A 21,331-nucleotide genomic window follows, 5' to 3' on the forward strand; every position below is an offset into this window, starting at 1 on the left:
AGGTGCTGCCTTCGCCGGGGCGGGCGTCGTGTCCCCCTGTGGCAGGGGCGCACGCCGGACGACGCACAACAGCTGCCTATTCTTCCACGGCCTCCGGCCTGCGCCAAAATCGGCCCTCGGGCCCGGGCTGCCAGCCCAGGATCGAGAGCATTTCGCGGTCCTTCTTGTCGAAGGCGGAGGGATCACAGCGCTCGATGAGGTCGGGCCGGTTCGCCGTCGTACGCCGCAGCGCCTCGTCCCGGCGCCAGCGGGCGATCTTCCCGTGGTGACCGCTGAGGAGCACCTCGGGGATACCGCGGCCGCGCCACTGAGGGGGCTTGGTGTAGATCGGCCCCTCCAGGAGGTTGGCCATGGCACCGGGCGCGAAGGAGTCGTCCCGGTGCGACTCCGCGTTGCCGAGGACACCCGGCAGCAGCCGGGCCACGGCCTCCGTGACAACGAGTACGGCCGCCTCACCGCCGGCCAGTACGTAGTCCCCGATGGACACCTCGTAGACGGGCATCCGCGTCGCGTACTCGTCGATGACACGGCGGTCGATGCCCTCGTAGCGGGCGGGCGTGAACACGAGCCAGGGGCGCTCGGAGAGCTCGACGGCGAGTTCCTGGGTGAAGGGACGCCCGCTGGGGGTGGGCACGACCAGTACGGGCCCGTGCGAGCCCGTCTCGTAGCCCTCCGCCAGTACGGAGTCCAGGGCGTCACCCCATGGATCGGTCTTCATGACCATGCCGGGGCCGCCGCCGTAGGGGGTGTCGTCGACCGTGTTGTGACGGTCGTACGCCCACTCCCGAAGATCATGCACGTGCACATTCAGCTGTCCACGCGCGCGTGCCTTGCCGACCAGCGAGACGTTCAAGGGGTCCAGGTACTCGGGGAAGATCGTGACGACGTCGAGCCTCATCCGTTCTCGTCCTCCGACGAGGCGGCAGTCTCCGACGAGGCGGCTGCTGCGATCTCGGCCTGATCGTCGATGAGCCCCGGCGGCGGGTCGATGACCGCCCGCTGCTCCTCCAGGTCGATCTCGGTGACGATCTCCTCGACGAACGGGACCAGGACCTCGGTGCCGTCCGGCCGCTCGACCACGAAGAGGTCCTGTGACGGCAGGTGCGAGATCTCGGTGATCCGCCCGACCTCCGTGCCGTCGACCGTGACGACATCCAGGTCCATCAGCTGGTGGTCGTAGTACTCGTCCGGGTCCTCGGGCTTGTCGTCCGGGTCGACCTCGGCGATGAGCAGGGTGTTGCGCAGCGCCTCGGCGCCGGTCCGGTCGCGGACGCCTTCGAAGCGCAGCAGGAGACGGCCGCTGTGGACGCGGCCCGTCTCGATGGTCAGCGGTCCGGCGGAGGCCGGGTCGGTGAGCAGGACGGCTCCGGGCCCGAGCCTCAGTTCCGGCTCGTCCGTACGTACCTCCACGGTGACCTCGCCCTTGATGCCATGGGCACGGCCGACGCGAGCGACTACCAGCTGCACTGTGCTTGATCTCCTGTCGGTACGACTACGGGCCGGGGACGGCCCGAAAGGCCCTCCCCGGCCCGAGCCGGTGCTGCGTGTACGTCAGCGGACGTGATCCACGTCGACGAGGTCGACGCGGACACCGCGGCCGCCGATAGCACCCACGACGGTGCGCAGAGCGCGTGCGGTGCGGCCATTGCGGCCGATCACCTTACCGAGGTCGTCGGGGTGGACCCGGACCTCGAGAACGCGCCCGCGGCGCAGCTCGCGCGAGGCGACCTGCACATCGTCGGGGTTGTCGACAATGCCCTTCACGAGGTGCTCGAGAGCCTCCTCGAGCATGCTCAGGCCTCGGTCGACTCGGACGCGGCCGGAGCCTCGTCCTTCTTCTCAGCCTTCTTCTTCTGGGTGATGGCCTCACCCTTGCCCTCGTCCTCGCCACCAAGGGCGTCGAACAGCGGGCGCGCGGCCTTCGGCTCGGCCACGAGCAGCGGAGCCGGGGCCGGCAGGCCCTTGAACTTCTGCCAGTCACCGGTCAGCTTGAGGATGGCGAGAACCGGCTCGGTCGGCTGCGCGCCGACACCCAGCCAGTACTGCGCGCGCTCGGTGTCGACCTCGATGCGCGAGGGGTTCTGCACCGGGTGGTACAGGCCGATCTCCTCGATGGCCCTGCCGTCACGGCGGGTACGGGAGTCGGCGACGACGATGCGGTAGTGAGGCGAACGGATCTTGCCCAGACGCTTCAGCTTGATCTTGACTGCCACGGAAGTGGTCTCTCCTGGTCTTGACGTGGTTGGGCACGGCGAGACGGCCGCGTGGGGTTGCGGTACCCGAGTGCCCGATGGACGCGTCAGTCGGAGGAGAGAGGGGTCCTATGCGACTGTCGAGTACAGCTGGCCATTGTGCCACACCCTGGCGGGCGACCGGACCCCGGTGACGCCCTTACCTGGGCACGACGGCTCCCGGCGCCGGGACGAGCCGGATCTCGACCGTGTGTTCCGGCACCCACGAGGTGCCGCCGCTCACCGTCGAAACCGACTGAAACCCACCGGGCCCACCGCGCGACCCGGCGCCTACGGGATACCGCCTCAGCCGGCCGCCGCGCCGACCACCTCAGGAATCCTGAAGGGCTTGCCGCACCCCCCGCACACGATCGGCGCCTGCGCCAGCACCGACGGAACAACCCGTACGTTGCGGCCGCAGTCGCACACCGCCTTCACCCGCACGCCTCCTCCGGAGGAGCCGTGCCTGGCGGCCGGGCCCCGGAAACTGCGGGCCGTGTCCGCGGCGGTCGCGACGGTGTGTGCCTTGAGGGAACGCTGCAACCGCTCGATGGTCGGGCGGTAGCGACGCTTCGCCTCGGGGTTGAGCATGACCAGCGAGAAGCCACTGCTCGGGTGCGGCTCCTCGGGGTGGTCTAGGCCCAACTCCTCGGCGATCGCGAGGAATCTGCGGTTGTGGTAGCGGCCGGCGCGCGAGGTGTCGCGGACTCCGCGTGCGGCTGCGATGCCATGGACTGCCTCGTGAAGCAGTCGCTCGAAGGAGAGCTCGTGCCCGCAAGCGGACGACGACTCCCCGATCAGGGACTCTGGCGCGGCAAGGTCCGGCAGCTCGGGGTGGTACCGCTGAATGTCGGCCCACGCCTCTGCCAGCTCTGCGGCGAGAACAGGTGGTGTCTGTGTCGTGCTCACGTAATGACAACGAGCGGGGGTACCCCCGTGTTCCTATTCCGGGGCATCTCAAATAATTTGCACGTACCCGTCAGTTGCCGCTGATGCGTCCGGACGAGGGCGGGTGCGCTGATCTGCGGAGAAGCCTCACAGTTCATACCTAGCCGGTACGTAGACACCCGTACGCCCCTGCGCGTAGACGAGGTCCGCGCTACGGGGCACCTGTGGTCATCAGATGCGCAAGAGGCGTTTCGGTCGCAGTTGGGCAAACCTAGTACGCGCGCGCCACGACTGCGACGTTACCGGGTGAATCGTCGGAGTCGGGCACCGACCCGTCCGCGGCGATCAGACACCGTACGGTCACGGAGTGTTCGGCCAGTCCGGCCTCGCCTTCTTCGCCGAGGTCGGCCCACGGGATGAGCGCCCAGCCGCCGGCCACCGCCGCCTCGACGGCCTCCTCGACCGTCGACACCTCCGCCGTCCGGGATTCACGCCGTGCGCGTGACTGTTCGAGAAGCAGCGCCTGGTCCTCTTCGAGGACGGTGGGCAGCAGGGCGACAAGGCTGTCGATCGCCACCGGCTCCTTGCCGCCGCGGAGACGACGGACCAGCATCACGGTGCCGTTCTCCAGGTCACGGGGTCCGACCTCGATACGTACGGGCACTCCCTTGAGCTCCCAGTCGACGGCGCGGCGCCCGAAAGGCGTGTCCGTGCGGTCGTCCACATGCACCCGCACGCCCGCCGCCTTCAACTGATCGCCGATTTCGCGGACCTTGGCCAGAACCGCACCATCGCCCTTGATCGCGAGGACGACGGCCTGCACGGCGGCGAGACGCGGCGGGACGCGCAGTCCGTTGTCGTCGCCGTGCGACATGATCAGGCCACCCACCATGCGGGTCGACGACCCCCAGGAGGTCTGCCAGACGAGCTCCTGCTTGCCCTCGCTGGACAGGAACTGGGTGTGGAAGGCCTTCGCGAAGTTCTGTCCGAGCTCGTGACTGGTGCCCATCTGAAGGGCCTTGCCGTCGCCCATCATCGCTTCGAGCGTGAGGGTGTTGACGGCTCCCGCGAACCGCTCGCTCCGCGTCTTCCGGCCGAGTACGACGTCGATCCCGAGGACGTTGACCATGAAGTCGGCGTACACCTTCTCGTGGATGTACGCGGCGTACTCCCTGGCCTCCTCGTATGTGGCGTGGGCCGTGTGCCCTTCCTGCCACAGGAACTCGGTCGTACGGAGGAACACACGCGGGCGCATCTCCCAACGGACCACGTTCGCCCACTGGTTGATCAGCAGCGGCAGGTCACGGTAGCTCTGCACCCACTTGGCGAAGTAGTCGTTGATGATCGTCTCGGAGGTGGGGCGGACGACGATGGGCTCCTCCAGCTCCTTGCCGCCGCCGTGCGTGACGACCGCGAGCTCCGGGGCGAAGCCCTCGACGTGCTCGGCCTCCCTCGTCAGGTACGACTGCGGGATGAAGAGCGGGAAGTACGCGTTCTGGGCACCCGCTTCCTTGATCCGGGCGTCCATCTCCTGCTGCATCCGCTCCCACAGCCCGTACCCGTACGGCCGGATGACCATGGTGCCGCGCACCGGACCGTTGTCGGCCAGCTCGGCCTTGTTGATCAGATCCTGGTACCAGCGCGGAAAATCGTCCGCCTGGGGCGTGAGAACGGGTGCCTTGGCCATGGCGCGATGGTACGGGCCCACGTTGCCGGGATGTGAATTCTTACCGAGCGCACACCTGGCGCCCAAACCGGGCGCCGTAACCCCTGGACGACAGGTCGAGTGCGGAGTTTCCTGGCATACGGGGGGAGTGCGGCGCACTGTCACGGGGGTCGGGGAAACGGGGCGCAGCGGCAACTCTCGGCGGATTGGGGCGCTTTCGATGACACCTACGCTCGTGCGGCAGCACCTACCTCACGCGGGGCGGACGCCCCGGGTGGACCCGTGTGCACGCGCGCGTGACTGGGCCGAGATCCAGGAGCGGATGCTGGTGCCGCTCCATGAGGCCGTCTACGAGCGACTCGAAGTGGGCGCCGGAACACGGCTGCTCGGCCTGCGCTGCGGCTCCGGGCTCGCGCTTCTGATGGCGGCCTCGCGGGGCGCCGCGGTCACCGGTGTCGACTTCGGTTCGCCCGAACGAGTGACCCTCGCACGGGAGCGGTTGCTGCCCCGGACGTGGGGCACGCGCACGCGTGCCGACACCCGTCTCGTCGACGGCCTCCCCCACGACGTGGCCGACGCGGCGGTACCTCCGTTCAACCTGATCACCGCCTTCGAGCCCATCGGGTGTGTGGCCGGCGACTCCGAAGGGCTCGCCGAACTCCTGGACTCGGCGACACCGCTCGCCGAACGGGGGGCGCCCGTGGTGCTCGCCGGGTGGGGGCCTCCGGAGCGGTGCGCCACCTCGTCCGTGCTGCGGGTCGCCGCCAAGCTGGCCGACCCGCTGCGGAGGGCGGGCAGTTGGCGGGCCGCCCGTCGTGACGACCTCGAGGAGGTCGCCCAGCGGGCCGGGCTCCGGCCGGACGGGTCGGGGCGGGTCGCCTGTCCGTTCGGGTATGCCGATGTGGACAGTGCGGTGCGGGGGTTGCTGTCGACCGGGCTGTTCGACGCGGCGGTCGAGGCGACGGACGAGGCGCAGGTCGACAAGGAGCTCCGGGAGGCGCTGCACCCCCACCGGCGGCGGGACGGCGCGGTGTGGATGCCGAACGTCTTCCGCTACCTGATCGCCCGTACGAGGTGAGGTGACGGGCGTTTTTCGCCCCCTCCGCCCCTGCCCGTCCCGTACCTGGGGGCTGCCGCCCCCAGACCCCCGCTGTCGCGCTGAACGCGCTCGTCCTCAAACGCCGGACGGGCGAAGGGGGTCAGCCCTCCGGCGTTTGAGGAGCGGGGGTCCAGGGGGCAGCGCCCCCTGGGATCGGGACGGGCAGGGGCGGAGGGGCGAAAGAAGCCCCCGCCTACGCCAGCCGCTTCACCCCCGCGATCCGGTACGCGTCCGCCTCCTCCAGCGTCTCGTTCGCCAGCAGCGCCTCGGCGAGGGCGTCCAGTTGCCCCCGGTGGTCGCGGAGCTTCTGGCAGGCCTCCTCGTAGCACTCGTCGACGATGCGGCGCATCTCGTGGTCGATCGAGTCGAGCGTCGCCGGGGCGGCGGAGAGACCGTAGGCCTGCTGGGCGTCGTTCGGGAGGGCGGAGAGCCGGCCCACGCGTTCGCTCATGCCCCAGCGGGCGACCATGCCGCGCGCGAGGTTGGTGACCTGCTCCAGGTCGTTCTCGGACCCCGTCGTGACGACTCCGTAGACGACGTGTTCGGCGGCCATGCCTCCCAGGGCGCCGATGATGCGCCCGCGCAGGTACTCCTCGGTGTACGCGTACCGGTCCGCGTCCGGGGTGGAGAGCGTGACGCCGAGAGCACGCCCGCGCGGCACGATGGTGATCTTGCGGACGGGGTCGGCGCCTGGCTGGAGCATGCCGAGGAGGGCGTGGCCGCTCTCGTGGTAGGCGGTGCGACGGCGTTCCTCGGCGGGCATCACCAGGGGACGTTCGGCGCCCAGTTGCACCTTTTCGAGCGCCTCGGAGAGGTCCGTCCGCGTGACCTGGTCCTGCTTGCGCTTGACGGCGAGAAGCGCGGCCTCGTTGGCGAGGTTGGCCAGATCGGCGCCTGTCATACCCGGAGTCGAACGGGCCACCTGGGCCAGATCCACGTCCTGGGCCAGCGGAATCCCCCGGGTGTGGATCTCCAGGATCGCCTCGCGGCCGCCCCGGTCGGGTGGCGAGACATTGACGACACGGTCGAAGCGGCCAGGGCGGGTGAGCGCCGGGTCCAGGATGTCCGCGCGGTTCGTCGCCGCGATGACGATGACCCCCTCCGAGCCCGAGAAGCCGTCCATCTCGGTCAGGATCTGGTTCAGTGTCTGCTCGCGCTCGTCGTGGCCGCCCATGCCTGACCCGCCGGCCCGCGCCCGCCCGATCGTGTCGATCTCGTCGATGAAGATGATGGAGGGGGCCACCTTGCGGGCCTCCGCGAACAGTTCGCGCACCCGGGACGCGCCCACACCCACGATCATCTCGATGAACTCGGACGCCGAGGCCGAGAAGAACGGCACCCCCGCCTCCCCCGCCACCGCCCGCGCGAGCAGCGTCTTGCCGGTGCCGGGAGGGCCGGCCAGCAGTACGCCGCGGGGCATCTTGGCGCCCATCTTCCGGTACTCGTCGGGGTTCTTGAGGAAGTCCACGACGTCGTTCAGCTCGCCCTCGACCTCGTCGATCCCTGCCACGTCCGCGAAGGTCGTGCGTGTGGCGCCGGGTTCCAGCTCGACCGGTTTCGGCGGCGCCTTGCGGCCGAGCATGCCGCCCGCGCCGCCCATGCCCGCGCTCATCCGCCGGGCGATGAAGATCCACAGGACGACGAGCAGCAGCATCGGCGCGAGCGAGATCAGCAGGTTGGACAGGAAGCTGCGCTGCTGGACCACCGGCTCGGCGGTCACCGTGACGTTGTGCTTCTCCAGGTTCTCCCAGAGCTGGTCGTCCGCGAAGGACGGCCGCTGGGTCTTGAACTTGGTGTACTTCCCGTCGCCCTCCGGGTTGTCCAGGGCGTTCTTGAGCTGGCCCTGGATCGCGTCGCCGGTGGAGTAGATCTTGGTGACGTTGCCGTCGTCGACCTGCTTGCTGAACTCCGTGTACGAGATCGTCGGCTCGTCACCGTCGTTGAAGAAGGACAGCACCAGGTTGGCGATCAGGTACACGACCAGGGCGGTGAGGATCAGACCGCCCCAGCCGCCCGGCATCTTCCTCCGGCCGGAAGGCGGCGGGGTCGGCTCGGGCGGAGTGCCCTCGGTACGCCACGGCTGGTCATGGGTCTTGCGTGGCGGCACAGGGTTGCTCATATCCGGACGTTACGACAGGAAAAGAGCGCCAGCACCCGCAGGGAACGCACTGGGGGCGCCCCCTGAGAAAAGGGGCGCCCCCAGCGTCGTACGAGATCAGAGCCCCGTACGCGAAGACCCGCACGAGTCGACAGCCCCGTACGCGACGAACCGTACAAGGAAGCAACCCGTACGCGACGAACCGTCAGCCCATGAACTTCTTGAACTCGTCCGGGAGCTCGAAGTCCTGGGCGCCCTGCTGGGGCAGTCCGAAGGCGCCGCCCGGCTGGGCGCCGGCCTCGCGGCGGGCCGCGGCCTCCGCCTCCTCCTGCTTGCGCTTCATCGGGTTGCCGGAGCGCTGCTTGCCCTTGGCCTGCTTCTGCTTCTTCTTGGTGCGGCCGGGGCCGCCACCCATGCCCGGCACCCCGGGCATGCCCGGCATTCCGCCGCCCTGAGCCATGCGGGACATCATCTTGCGTGCTTCGAAGAAGCGCTCGACCAGGCCCTTGACCGCGCTGACGTCGACGCCGGAGCCCTTGGCGATACGGGCGCGGCGCGAGCCGTTGATGATCGTCGGCTCGTGGCGCTCGCCCGGGGTCATCGACTTGATGATCGCGGCCGTACGGTCGACGTCACGCTCGTCCAGGTTGGCGATCTGGTCCTTGATCTGGCCCATGCCGGGGAGCATGCCGAGCAGCTTGCTGATGCTGCCCATCTTCCGGACCTGTTCCATCTGGGCCAGGAAGTCGTCCAGGGTGAAGTCCTGGCCCTTCTTGGACGCCAGCTTGGAGGCCATCTGCTGGGCCTCTTCTTGGCTGAACGTCTTCTCCGCCTGCTCGATCAGGGTGAGCAGGTCACCCATGTCGAGGATGCGGGAGGCCATCCGGTCCGGGTGGAAGGCGTCGAAGTCCTCGAGCTTCTCGCCGTTCGACGCGAACATGATCGGCTTGCCGGTGACCGACGCGATGGAGAGGGCCGCACCGCCTCGGGCGTCGCCGTCGAGCTTGGAGAGGACCACACCGTCGAAGCCGACGCCGTCACGGAAGGACTCGGCGGTGTTGACCGCGTCCTGACCGATCATCGCGTCGACGACGAAGAGGATCTCGTCCGGGGAGACGGCGTCGCGGATGTCCGCGGCCTGCCGCATCAGTTCCTGGTCGATGCCCAGACGGCCCGCGGTGTCCACGATCACAATGTCGTGGACCTTCGTCTTCGCGAACTCGATGGAATCCTTGGCGACCTTGACCGGGTCACCGACGCCGTTGCCCGGCTCGGGCGCGTAGACGGCGACGCCCGCGCGCTCGGCGACGACGCTGAGCTGGGTCACGGCGTTCGGGCGCTGGAGGTCGGCGGCGACGAGGAGCGGGGAGTGGCCCTGGTCCTTCAGCCACTTGCCGAGCTTGCCCGCGAGCGTGGTTTTACCGGCACCCTGCAAACCCGCCAGCATGATCACGGTGGGGGGGTTCTTGGCGAACCGGAGACGGCGGGTCTCGCCGCCGAGGATCGTGACGAGTTCCTCGTTCACGACCTTCAGGACCTGCTGCGCAGGGTTCAGCGCCTTGGAGACCTCGGCGCCGAGGGCGCGTTCCTTGACGTTCTTGATGAACGTCCGCACGACCGGCAGGGCGACGTCGGCTTCGAGGAGCGCGATACGGATCTCGCGTGCGGTGGCGTCGATGTCAGCTTCGGACAGCCGGCCCTTGCCCCGCAGGTTCTTGAACGTCGCTGAGAGGCGATCGGAGAGAGTATCGAACACGGCGCTCGTCTGTCCTCAGGGGTCGGGGGCGATGGGAATCGCCCTCCAGGGTATCTGGCCGCGCGCGGAAGGGTCTCCACCGCGTTCTTACGAAGCTGAGGGCACCCCTCGTATTCGGACTCGCACCGGGTCCGTACGAGGCTGAGGGCACCCCTCGAATTCGGACGTACACCGGGTCCGTACGAGGCTGGAAGCACCCCTCGAATTCGGACTCGCACCGCGTTCGTACGCCCCCGAAGGCATCCCCCACGCCCGCGCGCGGGCTCACCCCCGCAGCATCTCCTCCAGCGCACGGGCCAGCGAGGCCGCCTCCTCCCCCGGCAGCGGCGCGCCCTTCGCGCCCGTCACATAGAAGGCGTCCACGGCGTTCGCGCCCAGCGTCGACACATGCATGCTCCGCACCCGTACGTTCGCCTCCTCCAGCGCCCGCCCGATGCGGTGCAGCAGGCCGGGGGCGTCATGGGCACGGACCTCGATGACGGTGGCATGGCGGGATGCCGCCGGCGCGACCGTGACCCGGGGCGGCGGCGCGATCGTGCCCCGGCGCCGGGGGTAGGCGGCGTCCCGCTCGGCGAGACGGGCCGCGATGTCGAGGGAGCCTTCCAGGGCGCGTACGAGGTCGGCGCGCAGGCGGGCGGCCTGGGGCAGCGAGCCGTATTCGGCGGCGACCCGCCAGTTGAGCAGCAGGACCGATCCTTCGACCTGGCCGACGCCGTCGGGCAGGTCGAGGGCGCGCAGTCCGGCCGTGCGAACGGTCAGGCGGTGCATGGCGAGGACACCCGCGACGGCGGGGAGCACACCGGGCTGGTCCGGCACGGCGATGAGGAGCTCCACACCCAGCGGCTCCGGGTCGTGGGACGCGGAGTTGGCGGCGGCCTCGGAGTCGACCGGTTCGGTCTGTGCGCGCAGCGACAGTACGGGCCCGCCCGTGCGGAAGGACTCGATCGAGAGCCGTTCCTGTTCGGCCGTGGGAGCCGCGGCCTCGGGCTCCTCGGGGGCGTCCCCGGAGAACACGGCAGAGACCCGCTTCACCAGGTCGGTGACCAGGGAGCTGCGCCACGAGGACCAGGCGGCGGGCCCGGTGGCCAGTGCGTCCGCCTCGGTGAGCGCGTGCAGCAGTTCGAGCGTGCCCTGCGAGCCGACGGCCTCGGCGACCGAGCGGACGGTGGCCGGGTCCTCCAGGTCACGCCGGGTCGCGGTCTCGATGAGCAGCAGATGGTGGCGTACGAGGGTGGCGAGCACCGCGACGTCCGCGCGGTCGAAGCCGATCCGGGCCGCCACGTCCCGGGCGATGATCTCGCCGGCCACGGAGTGGTCGCCGGGCCAGCCCTTGCCGATGTCGTGCAGCAGGGAGGCGACGAGGAGCAGGTCGGGGCGGCCCACCCGGCGGGCCAGTTCGGAGGCGCGGACGGCCGTCTCGATGAGGTGGCGGTCGACGGTCCAGATGTGGACGGCGTTGCGCTGCGGCCGGCAGCGCACGCGCTCCCAGTCGGGCAGCAGCCTGGTGATCAGGCCCTCTGCTTCGAGTGCCTCCCAGACCTCGATGGTCGGGCGGCCGGAGCCGAGGAGGGTGACGAGCTGTTCGCGGGCCTCGGCGGGCCAGGGCGTGGGCAGCGGGCGCGCGGCTGCCGCCATGCGCCGTACGGCGTGCAGGGAGAGCGGGAGTCCCGACTGCGCCGCGGCGGCCGCCGCGCGCAACGGGAGCACGGGGTCGCGCTCGGGGCGCGCGGCGCGGGCGAGCACCACCTCGCCGTCCTGCTCGACCACGCCCTCGGCGAGGGGTGAGCGTTCCGTGGCGGGCTTGGCGCCGCCGCCGAGCATGGCGCGCAGGCGCGGACGGACGGCGCGGGACCGCAGCACACGCCCCACTTCGCGCCAGGTCACATCGCTCGCATACGAGACGACGCGCGCCGCCTCGTACACCTGGCGCAGCAGTGTGTCGGCGTCGAGGAGTCCCAGTTCCGCGGCGACCTGGTCCTGTTCCTGGAGGGCGAGGCGGTCGGTGGCGCGGCCGGTGGTGAGGTGGAGTGCGTCGCGGACGTCCAGGAGGCGCCTTCGTGCGTCGCTGAGGCCTTCGCGGGGCGCGTCCGCGAGCCAGGAGGCGGCCACGGCGCGCAGGGCGGTGGCATCGCGCAGTCCGCCGCGCGCCTCTTTGAGGTCAGGCTCCAGCAGGTACTGCAACTCGCCTTGGCGCTCGGCCCGTTCGGCGCACAGCTCCTGGAGTTCGGGGAGACGTTTCGGCGCCTGGTTGCGCCAGTCGGCGAGAACGGCCGTACGCAGTGAGGCGGTGAGGCCGAGGTCGCCCGCGATGTGCCGGGCGTCGAGCAGGCCCAGCTGGACCTTGAGGTCCTCGCTCGCGGTCTTGCGGGCCTCGGTCGGCGTACGGACGGAGTGGTCGAGGGCGAGGCCGAGGTCCCAGACGGGGTACCAGATGCGGTCGGCCAGGGCGGCCACGGCGCCGGAGTCGCTGCCGTCGTGCAGGAGGAGCAGGTCGAGGTCGCTGCGCGGGGAGAGCTCGCCCCGGCCGTAGCCTCCGACGGCGACGAGGGAGACACCGCGCAGCGCCTCGGCGCCGGCGTCGAAGAGGCCGGTGAGCCAGTCGTCCGTGAGTTCGGCCAGGGCCGCACGACGCGGCGGCCCGGACTGCGCCTCCCCCTGGAGGAGGCGCAGCCGGGCCGCCGCATAGCCGCTGGGTCCCGAGTCCTCTGCTTCGGAACGTGTGTCCGTACGCGTCACCCAGTGACTCCTGTCTTTCTTTGTCTCTTTGGAGCGCGTCGTCTCTTTAGAGCGCGTCCGGGCCGCGCTCGCCGGTCCTGACCCGGACGGCGGTCTCGACCGGGATCGACCAGACCTTGCCGTCACCGATCTTGCCGGTGCGGGCCGCCTTGACGATGACGTCGATCAGACCTTCGGCGTCGTCGTCCTCGGCCAGCACCTCGATGCGGATCTTGGGGACCAGGTCGACCGTGTACTCGGCACCACGGTAGACCTCGGTGTGTCCCCGCTGCCGACCGTAGCCGCTGGCCTCGGTGACCGTCAGACCGTGTACCCCGAAGGCCTGGAGGGCCTCCTTGATCTCGTCGAGCCGGTGCGGCTTCACGACGGCGGTGATGAGCTTCATGCGTCCACCTTCTTGGCAGTGCCCGCAGCGGGGGCCGGGGTGGAGGTGAAGCCCGCACCACCACCGGTGCCGCTGAAGTCGTATGCGGTCTCGGCGTGCTCGGCCTGGTCGATGCCCGCGACCTCCTCGTCCTCGCTGACCCGCATCCCGATCGTCTTGTCGATCAGGAAGGCGAGGATCGCGGAAGCGATGAGGGAGTAGGCGAGGACCGCGCCGACACCGGCGCACTGCTTCCAGAACTGGGTCAGGCCGCCGCCGTAGAAGAGGCCCTCGACGTCGGACTGGCCCTTGCCGGAGGCGAAGAAGCCGATGAGCAGGGAGCCGGCGACACCGCCGACGAGGTGGACACCGACGACGTCGAGCGAGTCGTCGTAGCCGAACTTGTACTTCAGGCCGACGGCCATGGCGCACAGCACACCGGCGATGACGCCGACGGCGATCGCGCCGAGCGGGGAGACCGCACCGCCGGACGGGGTGATCGCGACCAGACCGGCGACCGCACCGGAGGCGGCACCCAGCGTGGTGAACGCGCCGTGCCGGATCTTCTCGTAGGCGAGCCAGGCGAGCATCGCAGCGGCGGTGGCGATCTGCGTGTTGAGGAACATCAGCGCGCCGACACCGTCGTCGTTGCCGAGCCACGAGCCGGCGTTGAATCCGAACCAGCCGAACCAGAGGAGACCGGCGCCGAGCATGACCAGCGGAAGGCTGTGCGGGCGCATCGGGTCCTTCTTGAAGCCCACGCGCTTGCCGATGACGAGGATCACGCCGAGCGCCGCGGCACCGGCGTTGATGTGGACCGCCGTACCACCCGCGAAGTCGATCACGCCGAGCTCGAACGCCCAGCCGCCGGTGCCCCACACCCAGTGCGCGACCGGGAAGTACACGACCGTGACCCACAGGGCGATGAAGAGGGACCAGGCGGTGAACTTCACGCGGTCCGCGAGCGCGCCGCTGATCAGAGCCGGTGTGATGATGGCGAACATCAGCTGGAACGCGGCGAAGACGGTGATCGGGATGGTGTAGCCGTCCCAGAGGTCCGTGATGCCGATCCCGCCGAATCCGACGTAGTCGGAGGTCCAGCCGATGAGCGAGCCCTTGTCCGTACCGAAGGCGAGGGAGAAGCCGTACACCACCCACAGGATGGTGACTATGCCCATGCTGATGAAGCTCATCATCAGCATGTTCAAGGTGCTCTTGACGCGGACCATGCCTCCGTAGAAGAAGGCGAGTCCGGGCGTCATGATCAGCACCAGGGCGGAACAGATGAGCATGAACCCTGTGTTGGCGGCAGACAGCGTGGGTGCATCTGCGGCAAGGGTGATGGCTGGTGCCATCGGCGTCTCCTCGTCGTTTGGTACGGCCCCGTGCGGGCGAAGCCTGAAGTGGGCGTGAGGGGTGGGCCGGTTATGCGCCCTGAGATTGGCGCAGCGCGGTTTCGGTCGGCACCCCTCGATGTTTCGCCACCGTGACGAAGGTGCCTTGTGTGTTACGCCTCGATGAACTGCCTGAGACCGGACCGAGCGATCGTTATCGTGGCGCAACCTTCCCCGAGGGGGAGACAGGCCGGCCGCGGCGGGCCGTCCGATGACCTGGCATGGGGGAGCCGAGTCGGGCAGTTCGGGACGGCCGGCCGCGGCCGGGGTACTGGGGAGTAGCCGCTTTCGCGGCCTCGGTCAGACCGCCTCCGCGGTCTCGGGCAGATCGACGGCGAGCTGGGCGGTGAGGTCGACGATCTCGGCGAGGTCCCCGAAGTCGCGGGCCGCCGTGTCGACCGTCTTTCGGATACGAGTGTTGACGCGCTCCGAGCGCACCTTCTTCGCGTACGACATGGCCTCCTTGGCCCGGACCGCGCTCTGCTCGGGCTCCTTCTGGAGGAGGTGCACGGTGGCCATGCCGATGAGGTTCAGTGCGTACGAACGCTGATGTTCGGTGTCCTCGGCGAAGAGGTCGACGGCCTGCTGCATCAGAGGTTCGGCCATGGAGGCGTAGGTGGGGCTGCGTCCGGCGACATAGGCGAGGTCGCGGTAGGAGTGCGAGTTCTCGCCGTACAGCTCGGCCTTGGAGAAGAAGCGGATCCAGTCGGGGTCCGGGTCATCCCATTCGTGCACGTCGGCGAAGGTGTCCTCGGCCATCCGGACGGCGCGCTTGCACTTTCCGGGCTGGCCCATGTTGGCGTACGCGCGTGCCTCCATCGCATACAGCATGGACTGGGTGCGCGGGCTCGCGCAGTCGCGGCTTCCGTACTGCGCGAGGTGGATGAGTTCCAGTGCGTCGTCGGGCCGGCCCAGGTGGATCATCTGGCGGCTCATGCTGGACAGGACGTACGAGCCGAGCGGTTTGTCGCCCGCTTCCTTGGCGGCGTGCAGGGCGAGCACGAAGTACTTCTGCGCGGTGGGCTGGAGCCCCACGTCGTAGCTCATCCAGCCGGCCAGCTCGGCCAGTTCGGCGGCGACCTTGAACAGGCGGCGGCTCGTCTCGGCGGGCTGGGGCTCCTGGAGCAGGTCCGTCACCTCGTGCAGCTGCCCGACGACCGCCTTGCGGCGCAGGCCGCCGCCGCACTGGGCGTCCCACTGGCGGAACATCACCGTGGTGGACTCCAGGAGGTCCAGCTCCGGCTTGGAGAGGCGTCCGCGGCGCACCGAGGTGGAGGGCTCGGGCTCCTCGCGCGGCGCCGTGGGCGAGGGCACGAGCCAGCGCTGCATGGGTTCGATGAGGGCCGGTCCGGCGGCGAGGGCGAGGGAGCTGCCGAGGAAGCCGCGCCGCGCCAGCATCAGGTCGCTGCGCGAATACTCGCTGATCAGCGCCACGGTCTGCGGGCCCGTCCAGGGCAGGTCGACGCCGGACACGGACGGTGACTGGTGGGCGGCGCGCAGGCCGAGGTCCTCGACGGCTACGACACAGCCGAACCGCTCGGAGAACAGCTCGGAGAGGATCCGCGGGATCGGCTCGCGCGGGTTCTCGCCGTCCAGCCAGCGACGCACCCGAGAGGTGTCCGTGGAGATGTGGCTGGCGCCCAACTGGCGGGCCCTGCGGTTCACTTGACGTGCGAGCTCACCCTTGGACCAGCCGCTGCGCACGAACCACGAGCCGAGCAGCTCATTGGGGCGCTTGTCCGTGCCGGTCGCGGTCGTCCCGCCTCCGCCGTTGCCGCCCACTGGAACGCCCCCATCCCTGAGACCACTTGTACGCTGCGTGCGCCAAGCCCTATCAGAATGCCGGTAAATACGGCCCCCCGTCCGGTGGTTCTCACCCTTCGAACGGGAAGTCGACTTGCCCTTGGCATACCCACGAGTGCACACGTCCCCAGGACTCGTGTACTCAAAGTAATCCTACGATCACCCCTCCAGCCATGGCGATCCCGGAAACGCCACCATTCGCCACCCCTTCGAATGAACTCCGCATCGCCCACGCGCGATTCACTTGACACAGGATGGCCGGGAGTGGGCGGAGCGGTGTGCGCCGGGGCGCGCGATGCCGAGCGCACCACCCGGGGCACTCCTGAGCGCCGTCTGGACCGGGCGCAACAGGGGAAGTCGGGAACACAGGGTCACGTTCCCATTCCGTCACGTAACCACCGGTGGATCGGACCCGTTGGAGGGGGCATGGGCTTCACGATCGGCAGTAGTCGGGGGACTCGCGAACTCCGGCCCGGCTCACGGCGCCGCGGCCGTTCGTCCGAGTGCACCGCGGTGGCGGAGTTCACCGGACTCTGGGGCTGGGACGTGGTCCCCGGCGCCCGGGCCGCCGCGGGGGCGTGCTCCTGCGGCCGGGCCGACTGTTCCGCGCCGGGCGCACACCCACTGGCCTTCGCTCCGACGATCCCGGCCGGCGCCACGCTCGACGAAGTGACCGAGGCCTGGGCCGATTTCCCGGGTGCCGCCATGATGCTGCCGGTCGGCCGCGCCTTCGACGTGATCGAGGTCGCCGAGGCCGCCGGTCGCCGCGCGCTCGTCCGGCTCGAACGCATGGGGCTCCCCCTCGGACCTGTGACGGCGACCCCGGACGGCCGCGCGCACTTCTTCGTCACCGCCGGCTCCGCGCCCGAACTCCCCGAGCTCCTCTACCGAATGGGCTGGGACGACGCCTCCCTCGACCTGCACGGCCTGGGCTCGGGCACGCACATCACGGCCCCGCCCTCCGACCGCGCGGGCCTCGGCCCGGTCCGCTGGCTGCGCTCCCCCGCCCTGGACTCGGCGACGAAGCCCCCTCAAGCACGTCTGCTCCTTGGGACGCTGGCCTATGTGGCACATCGGTCGCGGGCGTAGCCGTTCGCGAACCTCGGGCTCACACGCCGAAGCGCCCGCTCCCAACTGCACCTTGGGGGCGGGCGCTTCTCCGAGCACATACCGGTTTCGGTACGCGCCTACTCTCCGATAAGGGCGTCAACGAACGCCTCCGGCTCGAACGGCGCCAGATCGTCCGCTCCCTCCCCCAGACCCACCAGCTTGACCGGCACGCCCAGCTCGCGCTGGACCGCGATCACGATGCCGCCCTTGGCCGTGCCGTCGAGCTTGGTGAGCACGATGCCGGTGATGTCGACGACCTCGGCGAAGACGCGGGCCTGGACCAGGCCGTTCTGGCCGGTGGTGGCGTCGAGGACGAGCAGGATCTCGTCCAGCGGGGCGTGCTTCTCGACAACGCGCTTGACCTTGCCGAGTTCGTCCATGAGCCCGGTCTTGGTGTGCAGCCGGCCCGCGGTGTCGATGAGGACGACGTCGGCGCCCTCCTCGATGCCCTCCTTGACCGCGTCGAACGCGATCGAGGCGGGGTCACCGCCCTCGGGACCGCGCACCGTACGAGCACCCACGCGCTCGCCCCAGGTCTGCAGCTGGTCGGCGGCGGCGGCACGGAAGGTGTCCGCGGCGCCCAGGAGTACATGCTTGCCGTCGGCGACCAGCACACGCGCGAGCTTGCCGGTCGTGGTGGTCTTACCGGTGCCGTTGACCCCGACGACCATCACGATGCCCGGGGTGTCGAGGTTCGAGTCCGTCTTGACCTCTCGGTCGAACTCGGGGACGAGCAGCAGGAGCAGTTCCTCGCGCAGGAGCGCGCGCAGCTCGTCCGGCGTGCGGGTGCCGAGCACCTTCACGCGCTCACGCAGCCGGTCGACCAGCTCCTGGGTGGGCTGTACCCCGACGTCTGCGGTGAGCAGCGTGTCCTCGATCTCCTCCCAGGTGTCCTCGTCGAGGTGCTCGCGCGAGAGCAGCGTGAGAAGGCCCTGGCCGAGTGCGCTCTGTGAGCGCGAGAGCCGGGCGCGCAGCCGCACCAGGCGACCCGCGGTGGGCTCCGGGACCTCGATCGCGGGGGGCGCCGGGGGTTCCTCGACAGCGACGGGGGCCGGCGCCGAGGCGTCGGGGCCCGGAAGATCCACCTCCTCGATCGTGCGGCGCGGTTCGTCGCGCGGCGTCTCGGCCTCGTCGCCGACATGCGGCTCGGCCGGGGGGGCGGTGATGTCGGGGGCGACCGGGGGCGGCGGGGGCAGCTTGCGCTTACGGCTGCCGACGACGAGCCCACCGAGCGCGCCGATCACGACCACGGCGATGAGTACAGCAAGGATGACGATTTCCATAACGCCACCCAGTATCGGCCATCCCCTGCCCGGGAGGGAGAATCCGTCCCGCAGACGGGATTTTGTAGCTTCCTCCAAAGAGATCGGCCCCCTCGCACCGAAAGCCGCGAACGCCGCGCACCCCGCGAACCCGGGCCCGCTGCTCTGGCAACCTGACGAGCCGTCAGCTACCGTCCCCCTCCACACACGAAGGGGGCTCCCGATGCCCGTAACCGTCGTACGTTTCAACCTCGTCGACCCCGACGCCACCCCCGCGTCGCTGAGCGCCCGCTACAAAGCGGCAGTTGAGATGGCCGCGTACGCCGACGACCGCGGCATCACCACCGTGCAGACCGAGGAGCACCACGGCGTCGCCAACAACTGGCTGCCGTCGCCCTTCGCCTTCGCGGGCGCCGTGTTCGGCGCGACCCGGCTCATCGCGGTCACCGTGTCGGCGGTCATCGGCCCGCTGCACGATCCGCTGCGCCTCGCCGAGGAGATCGCCGTACTCGATCTGCTGAGCGGCGGACGTCTCATCACCGTCGCGGGGATCGGCTACCGGCCCGAGGAGTACGCCCTCTTCGGCGTCGACTGGAAGCGGCGCGGCAAGCTCCAGGACGAGCTCCTTGAGACGGTGCTGAAGGCGTGGACCGGCGAGGAGTTCGAGTACCGGGGCAGGACCGTACGGGTCACTCCGCGGCCGTTCTCGGACCCGCATCCCCTGCTGCTGGTCGGCGGCTCCTCGAAGGCGGCCGCGCGCCGGGCGGCCCGTCTGGGCCTGCCGTTCTTCCCCAGCGCCCACCTTCCCGACCTGGAGGCGTACTACAAGGAGCGGCTCATCGAGTACGGCACCGAGGGCTGGACCATGATGCCGTCGGCGGAGACTCCGTTGCTGCACATCGCCGAGGACCCGGACCGGGCCTGGGCCGAGCACGGCAGGCACTTCCTGCACGAGGCACGGACGTACGCCTCCTGGCAGTCGGGCGACATCCGCTCGGCGGTGAAGTCGGCGGCCACGACGGTGGACGAACTGCGCACCGAGGGCGTCTACCGGATCCTCACGCCCGACGAGTGCGTGGCGCACGGTCTCGACAACTACGTCCTGCACCCACTGTCCGGCGGAATGCCCGTCGACGAGGGCTGGCGCAGCCTGCACCTGTTCTGCGAGAGCGTGCTGCCCCGCCTCAAGGACTGACGGGACGGAGAGAAAAGTACGGCCCCGGCTCAAGACCTGACAGGACACAGAAAGACGTACGGCCCGGCTCAAGACCTCGAAGGCCGAGCCGGGGCCGTACGTCTTCTTCTGACGAGTACGGGGAGACGGGCAGCGGGGATGGGCCCGTCTCCCCGAGTTTCGGGGGCCGTACGACGGGACCTAGCCCATCTCCTCCAGCGTCTTGCCCTTCGTCTCCTTGACGTACTTGAGCACGAAGGGGATGGAGAGCGCGGCGAAGACCGTGTAGATCACGTAGGTCGCGGAGAGGTTCCAGTCGGCCAGCGACGGGAAGCTCGCGGTGATGGCCCAGTTGGCGATCCACTGCGCGGAGGCGGCGACGCCGAGCGCGGCGGCGCGGATCCGGTTCGGGAACATCTCTCCGAGGAAGACCCAGACCACGACACCCCAGGACAGGGCGAAGAAGAGGACGAAGACGTGGGCGGCGATCAGGGCGACCCAGCCCTGGGCGGCCGGCAGCTTGCCGTCGACGAGGTCGAAGGAGAAGGCCCAGGCTTCGAGGGCGAGACCGACGACCATGCCCACGGAACCGATGAGCGCGAGCGGCCTGCGGCCGATCCGGTCGACGAAGATGATGGCGATCACGGTGCCGATGATGTTGACGATCGACGTCGTGAACGAATAGAAGAACGACTCCGTCGGGTCGACGCCGACCGACTGCCACAGTGTCGAGGAGTAGTAGAACGCGACGTTGATGCCGACGAACTGCTGGAAGACCGAGAGACCGATACCGATCCAGACGATCGGCTTGAAGAAGAAGCTGCCGCCGAGCAGATCCTTGAAGACCGACTTGTGCTCGCTCTTCATCGCGTGCTCGATCTCGGCGACGCGGGCGTTGAGGTCGATCTTGTCGCCCTCGACCTCCTTGAGCACCGCACGGGCGTGCTCGTCCCGGCCCGCGGAGATCAGGAAGCGCGGCGACTCGGGGATCGCGAAGGAGAGCAGGCCGTAGAGGACGGCCGGGATGACCATCACGCCGAGCATGACCTGCCAGGCCTCAAGGCCCATGAGCTTGCCGCGCTGGTCGCCGTCGGCGGCGTTCAGGATGCCCCAGTTGACCAGCTGCGAGATGGCGATGCCGATGACGATCGCGGCCTGCTGGAAGGCTCCGAGGCGGCCGCGGTACGCGGGCGGGGCGACCTCGGCGATGTAGGCCGGGCCGATCACGGAGGCCATGCCGATGGCGAAGCCGCCGATGATGCGCCAGAAGGCCAGGTCGTACAGGGCGAAGGGCAGCGCGGAGCCGACGGCGCTGATGGTGAAGAGGACGGCCGAGATCTGCATGCAGCGGATGCGGCCGATGCGGTCGGCGATGCGCCCCGCGGTCGCCGCGCCGATGGCGCAGCCGATCAGTGCGACGGCGATGACCTGGGCCAGCGCCGCCGAGCCGATGTCGTACCGGCTTCGGATGGCTTCGACGGCGCCGTTGATCACGGCACTGTCGTAGCCGAAGAGGAACCCGCCCATCGCGGCCGCCGCCGCGATGAAGATGACATGGCCGAGATGCTCGGGATGGGCCGCTCGGGCGCCTGCGTTCGGGGGCACTGTGCTGGTCACGTGTAACTCCTCGGGCCACCGGCCTCACTGCCGGGGGTGGGGGCGAGCCCTTCAAGTGGTCATACAAGTGGCACATAACTTCACGCCGCCCACCACCTGAAGGTAAAAGCAACGTTGCAGAGACTATGCCTTC

17 protein-coding genes are annotated in these 21,331 nt (G+C 69.7%); 3 read left to right on the forward strand and 14 right to left on the reverse strand.

Annotated features, from left to right (window positions below):
* Nucleotides 1-76: 76 nt before the first annotated feature.
* The 6 genes from trmD to proS all read right to left on the reverse strand — a co-directional run bounded on the left by trmD (nucleotide 77) and on the right by proS (nucleotide 4,806).
* Nucleotides 77-898, reverse strand: a complete 822-nt coding sequence (gene trmD, locus ACFVKT_RS14780; RefSeq protein ID WP_385731320.1) for a tRNA (guanosine(37)-N1)-methyltransferase TrmD — start codon at nucleotides 896-898, stop codon at nucleotides 77-79.
* Entirely contained in the window at nucleotides 895-1,467 is a 573-nt protein-coding gene (gene rimM / locus ACFVKT_RS14785) for a ribosome maturation factor RimM (RefSeq protein ID WP_385731322.1), read from the reverse strand. The genes trmD and rimM overlap by 4 nt, the downstream gene beginning before the upstream one ends.
* Before the next feature lie 84 nt (nucleotides 1,468-1,551).
* Nucleotides 1,552-1,791, reverse strand: a complete 240-nt coding sequence (locus ACFVKT_RS14790; RefSeq protein ID WP_075031224.1) for an RNA-binding protein — start codon at nucleotides 1,789-1,791, stop codon at nucleotides 1,552-1,554.
* A gap of 2 nt (nucleotides 1,792-1,793) precedes the next feature.
* Nucleotides 1,794-2,213 (reverse strand): 30S ribosomal protein S16, encoded by a 420-nt coding sequence (gene rpsP / locus ACFVKT_RS14795; RefSeq protein ID WP_385731324.1) that lies wholly within the window; start codon nucleotides 2,211-2,213, stop codon nucleotides 1,794-1,796.
* A gap of 324 nt (nucleotides 2,214-2,537) precedes the next feature.
* Nucleotides 2,538-3,140: a hypothetical protein gene (locus tag ACFVKT_RS14800; protein ID WP_385731326.1), complete on the reverse strand. Its 603-nt coding sequence runs from the start codon at nucleotides 3,138-3,140 to the stop codon at nucleotides 2,538-2,540.
* A 250-nt stretch (nucleotides 3,141-3,390) separates the two neighbouring features.
* Nucleotides 3,391-4,806 carry a proline--tRNA ligase gene (gene proS / locus ACFVKT_RS14805; RefSeq protein WP_385731328.1) on the reverse strand — a complete coding sequence of 472 codons (1,416 nt, stop codon included), beginning with the start codon at nucleotides 4,804-4,806 and terminating at the stop codon, nucleotides 3,391-3,393.
* A 199-nt stretch (nucleotides 4,807-5,005) separates the two neighbouring features.
* On the opposite strand from proS, the gene ACFVKT_RS14810 reads away from it, so the two are divergent.
* Nucleotides 5,006-5,863, forward strand: coding sequence for a class I SAM-dependent methyltransferase (locus ACFVKT_RS14810; RefSeq protein WP_385731330.1), 858 nt, complete (start codon nucleotides 5,006-5,008; stop codon nucleotides 5,861-5,863).
* Between the two features lie 214 nt (nucleotides 5,864-6,077).
* Here the strand turns inward: ACFVKT_RS14810 and ftsH are convergent, their stop codons facing one another.
* From ftsH to ACFVKT_RS14840, 6 genes are all read right to left on the reverse strand, one after another.
* Entirely contained in the window at nucleotides 6,078-8,003 is a 1,926-nt protein-coding gene (gene ftsH, locus ACFVKT_RS14815) for an ATP-dependent zinc metalloprotease FtsH (RefSeq protein WP_385731331.1), read from the reverse strand.
* A 184-nt stretch (nucleotides 8,004-8,187) separates the two neighbouring features.
* Nucleotides 8,188-9,738, reverse strand: a complete 1,551-nt coding sequence (ffh, locus tag ACFVKT_RS14820; RefSeq protein ID WP_385731333.1) for a signal recognition particle protein — start codon at nucleotides 9,736-9,738, stop codon at nucleotides 8,188-8,190.
* A 264-nt stretch (nucleotides 9,739-10,002) separates the two neighbouring features.
* Nucleotides 10,003-12,474, reverse strand: coding sequence for a [protein-PII] uridylyltransferase (locus ACFVKT_RS14825; RefSeq protein WP_385731335.1), 2,472 nt, complete (start codon nucleotides 12,472-12,474; stop codon nucleotides 10,003-10,005).
* A gap of 46 nt (nucleotides 12,475-12,520) precedes the next feature.
* A complete protein-coding gene (locus ACFVKT_RS14830) occupies nucleotides 12,521-12,859 on the reverse strand; it encodes a P-II family nitrogen regulator (protein WP_164411711.1) in 339 nt (112 codons plus the stop codon).
* A complete protein-coding gene (locus ACFVKT_RS14835; RefSeq protein WP_385731337.1) occupies nucleotides 12,856-14,193 on the reverse strand; it encodes an ammonium transporter in 1,338 nt (445 codons plus the stop codon). Before ACFVKT_RS14835 ends, ACFVKT_RS14830 begins: the two co-directional genes overlap by 4 nt.
* Before the next feature lie 339 nt (nucleotides 14,194-14,532).
* Complete coding sequence (locus tag ACFVKT_RS14840; RefSeq protein WP_385731339.1) at nucleotides 14,533-16,014, reverse strand: hypothetical protein; 1,482 nt, start codon at nucleotides 16,012-16,014, stop codon at nucleotides 14,533-14,535.
* A gap of 447 nt (nucleotides 16,015-16,461) precedes the next feature.
* On the opposite strand from ACFVKT_RS14840, the gene ACFVKT_RS14845 reads away from it, so the two are divergent.
* Nucleotides 16,462-17,124 (forward strand): bifunctional DNA primase/polymerase, encoded by a 663-nt coding sequence (locus ACFVKT_RS14845; protein WP_385731341.1) that lies wholly within the window; start codon nucleotides 16,462-16,464, stop codon nucleotides 17,122-17,124.
* Nucleotides 17,125-17,222: 98 nt separating this feature from the next.
* On the opposite strand, the gene ftsY is transcribed toward ACFVKT_RS14845, so the two are convergent.
* Nucleotides 17,223-18,428, reverse strand: coding sequence for a signal recognition particle-docking protein FtsY (gene ftsY / locus ACFVKT_RS14850; protein ID WP_385731343.1), 1,206 nt, complete (start codon nucleotides 18,426-18,428; stop codon nucleotides 17,223-17,225).
* Between the two features lie 202 nt (nucleotides 18,429-18,630).
* Between ftsY and ACFVKT_RS14855 the strand changes: the two genes are divergently transcribed.
* Nucleotides 18,631-19,602 carry an LLM class flavin-dependent oxidoreductase gene (locus ACFVKT_RS14855; RefSeq protein WP_385731345.1) on the forward strand — a complete coding sequence of 324 codons (972 nt, stop codon included), beginning with the start codon at nucleotides 18,631-18,633 and terminating at the stop codon, nucleotides 19,600-19,602.
* A 180-nt stretch (nucleotides 19,603-19,782) separates the two neighbouring features.
* Here the strand turns inward: ACFVKT_RS14855 and ACFVKT_RS14860 are convergent, their stop codons facing one another.
* On the reverse strand, nucleotides 19,783-21,108 hold the full coding sequence (locus ACFVKT_RS14860) for a sugar porter family MFS transporter (protein ID WP_385732107.1): 1,326 nt from the start codon (nucleotides 21,106-21,108) through the stop codon (nucleotides 19,783-19,785).
* Nucleotides 21,109-21,331: the final 223 nt, after the last annotated feature.

Source organism: Streptomyces sp. NPDC127595 (assembly GCF_042671685.1).
In the GTDB taxonomy this organism is placed as follows: domain Bacteria; phylum Actinomycetota; class Actinomycetes; order Streptomycetales; family Streptomycetaceae; genus Streptomyces.

Excerpts from the sequence above, each read along its gene's own strand:
- ftsY (WP_385731343.1), bottom strand. The coding sequence starts at position 18,428 with ATGGAAATCGTCATCCTTGCTGTACTCATCGCCGTGGTCGTGATCGGC.
- ACFVKT_RS14830 (WP_164411711.1), bottom strand. The coding sequence starts at position 12,859 with ATGAAGCTCATCACCGCCGTCGTGAAGCCGCACCGGCTCGACGAGATC.
- ACFVKT_RS14845 (WP_385731341.1), top strand. The coding sequence starts at position 16,462 with ATGGGCTTCACGATCGGCAGTAGTCGGGGGACTCGCGAACTCCGGCCC.
- trmD (WP_385731320.1), bottom strand. The coding sequence starts at position 898 with ATGAGGCTCGACGTCGTCACGATCTTCCCCGAGTACCTGGACCCCTTG.
- ACFVKT_RS14860 (WP_385732107.1), bottom strand. The coding sequence starts at position 21,108 with ATGGGCGGGTTCCTCTTCGGCTACGACAGTGCCGTGATCAACGGCGCC.
- ACFVKT_RS14790 (WP_075031224.1), bottom strand. The coding sequence starts at position 1,791 with ATGCTCGAGGAGGCTCTCGAGCACCTCGTGAAGGGCATTGTCGACAAC.
- ACFVKT_RS14810 (WP_385731330.1), top strand. The coding sequence starts at position 5,006 with ATGACACCTACGCTCGTGCGGCAGCACCTACCTCACGCGGGGCGGACG.
- ACFVKT_RS14835 (WP_385731337.1), bottom strand. The coding sequence starts at position 14,193 with ATGGCACCAGCCATCACCCTTGCCGCAGATGCACCCACGCTGTCTGCC.
- ACFVKT_RS14855 (WP_385731345.1), top strand. The coding sequence starts at position 18,631 with ATGCCCGTAACCGTCGTACGTTTCAACCTCGTCGACCCCGACGCCACC.
- proS (WP_385731328.1), bottom strand. The coding sequence starts at position 4,806 with ATGGCCAAGGCACCCGTTCTCACGCCCCAGGCGGACGATTTTCCGCGC.
- ftsH (WP_385731331.1), bottom strand. The coding sequence starts at position 8,003 with ATGAGCAACCCTGTGCCGCCACGCAAGACCCATGACCAGCCGTGGCGT.